We start from the raw sequence: 2621 nt of genomic DNA, 5'->3' as shown, positions 1-2621 counted from the left end.
GACGGCCTGACGGCCGACCGGGCGGGGCGAGCAGCGGCGAACTCCACCCGCCGGCGCCGACGGTGGCCGGCGCTGGATATCACCCCCGCACCGGTGATGGCAGCAAAGCATCGCGCTGCGCCACGTGGCGGTCGCGGATGGCCGGCGCACAGTCGTCGTGCAGGGCACATCACACGGGAGGTGTGCGCGAGGCAATACTGGTAACCGCCGCCACAAGCGGACCGCTTCGCCACTGACCGAACTGACGCCGGGAGAACAGACCAATGAGCGCCGAGAAGCCGACCATCATCTACACGCTGACCGATGAGGCGCCGATGCTGGCGACCTACGCCTTTCTGCCCATCATTCGGACGTTCACCGAACCGGCGGGCATCAATGTGGAGACCAGCGACATCTCGGTGGCGGCGCGGATCCTGGCCGAGTTCTCCGACCGGTTGACCGAGGACCAGCGGGTGCCCGACAACCTGGCCACGCTCGGTGAACTCACCCACTCGCCGGACACCAACATCATCAAGCTGCCGAACATCAGCGCCTCGGTGCCCCAGCTGCTGGCCGCCATCAAGGAGCTCAAGGCCAAGGGCTACGACCTGCCCGACTGGGTGGGGGAGCCGAAGAACGACGAGGAGAAGGCGATCAAGGATCGCTACGCCAAGATCCTCGGCAGCGCGGTCAACCCCGTTCTGCGCCAAGGCAACTCGGACCGTCGCGCCCCGAAGGCCGTCAAGGAGTACGCCCGCAAGCACCCGCACAGCATGGGCCCGTGGTCGCAGGCGTCGCGCACCCACGTGGCCACCATGCGCGGCGGCGACTTCTACGCAGGCGAGAAGTCGATGACCATCGAACAGGACCGCAAGGTCAAGATGGTCCTCGAGACCAAGAGCGGCGAGACCATCGTGCTCAAGCCCGAGGTCGCACTCGACGCCGGCGACGTCATCGACAGCATGTACATGAGCAAGAAGGCGCTGTGCGAGTTCTACGAGCACGAGATGCAGGACGCCTACGAGACCGGCGTGATGTTCTCGCTGCACGTCAAGGCCACGATGATGAAGGTGTCGCACCCGATCGTGTTCGGCCACGCGGTCAAGGTCTTCTACAAGGACGCATTCGCCAAGCACCAGAAGCTGTTCGACGAGCTCGGCGTCAACGTCAACAACGGCATGTCCGATCTCTACGACAAGATCGAGAAGCTGCCGGCCTCTCAGCGCGAGGAGATCGTCAACGACCTCCACGCCTGCCACGAGCACCGGCCCGAGCTGGCCATGGTCGATTCGGCCCGCGGCATCACGAACTTCCATTCGCCCAGCGACGTGATCGTCGACGCCTCGATGCCCGCCATGATCCGGCTCGGCGGCAAGATGTACGGCGCCGACGGACGCACCAAGGACACCAAGGCGGTCAACCCGGAATCGACGTTCTCCCGGATCTACCAGGAGATGATCAACTTCTGTAAGACCCACGGACAGTTCGACCCGACGACCATGGGCACCGTTCCCAACGTCGGCCTGATGGCGCAGAAGGCCGAGGAGTACGGCAGCCACGACAAGACGTTCGAGATCCCTGAGGACGGGGTGGCCGACATCGTCGACGTCGACACCGGCGAGGTGCTGCTGAGCCAGAACGTCGAGACGGGCGACATCTGGCGCATGCCGATCGTCAAGGACGCCGCGATCCGGGACTGGGTGAAACTCGCGGTCACCCGCGCGCGCGAATCGGGCATGACGGCGTTGTTCTGGCTGGACACCGAGCGTCCGCACGAGGCCGAGCTGCGCAAGAAGGTGAAGACCTACCTCAAAGACCATGACACCGAGGGCCTTCACATCCAGATCATGCCGCAGGTGTGGGCCATGAGGTACACGCTGGAGCGGGTGATCCGCGGGGAGGACACCATCGCCGTCACCGGGAACATCCTGCGCGACTACCTGACCGACCTCTTCCCGATCCTGGAACTCGGCACCAGCGCCAAGATGCTGTCGATCGTGCCGCTGATGGCGGGCGGCGGCATGTACGAGACCGGTGCGGGCGGTTCGGCGCCCAAGCACGTCCACCAGCTGGTCGAGGAGAATCACCTGCGGTGGGATTCGCTCGGCGAATTCCTGGCCCTCGGCGCCTGTTTCGAGGACCTCGGCCGCAAGGCCGACAACAAGCGGTCGGTGCTGCTGGGCAAGACGCTCGACTCGGCCATCGGAAAGTTGCTGAACAACAACAAGAATCCGTCCCGCAAAGCCGGTGAGCTCGACAACCGGGGCAGTCAGTTCTACCTCGCCATGTACTGGGCGCAGGAACTCGCCGAACAGACCGACGACAAGGAACTGGCCGAGCACTTCGCCACCCTGGCCAAGACGCTGGAGGAGAAGGAGGACGCGATCGTGTCCGAGCTCGCCGAGGTGCAGGGCGATGCGGTCGACATCGGCGGCTACTACTACCCGGACCGCGAGAAGACCACCGCGGTGATGCGGCCGAGCAAGACGCTCAACACCGTGCTCGAAAGCGTCACCGAGCAGCCGGTGACGGAGAAGAGCTAGCCGATCGCCTGGTGCGGCGGCGGGGACGCCGTCGCGGTCAGCCGGTGGTGGCGTGGCCCGCCGTCGCGGTCTGCCGGGCGTTGCGCCACAGCGCTTCGG

At 65.4% G+C, this 2621-nt stretch carries 1 protein-coding gene; it reads left to right on the top strand.

Annotated elements, in window-relative coordinates; genetic code table 11:
* The first annotated feature begins 263 nt into the window (after positions 1 to 263).
* Entirely contained in the window at positions 264 to 2522 is a 2259-nt protein-coding gene (locus tag Q2100_RS30905) for an NADP-dependent isocitrate dehydrogenase (protein ID WP_302917078.1), read from the top strand.
* Positions 2523 to 2621 lie beyond the last annotated feature (99 nt).

This window comes from Mycolicibacterium arseniciresistens (assembly GCF_030519285.1).
GTDB lineage: Bacteria > Actinomycetota > Actinomycetes > Mycobacteriales > Mycobacteriaceae > Mycobacterium > Mycobacterium arseniciresistens.
The sequence above is the reverse complement of the archived record's forward strand: the minus strand, read 5'-3'. Positions and strand labels throughout refer to the sequence as shown.

Excerpts from the sequence above, each read along its gene's own strand:
- Q2100_RS30905 (WP_302917078.1), top strand. The coding sequence starts at position 264 with ATGAGCGCCGAGAAGCCGACCATCATCTACACGCTGACCGATGAGGCG.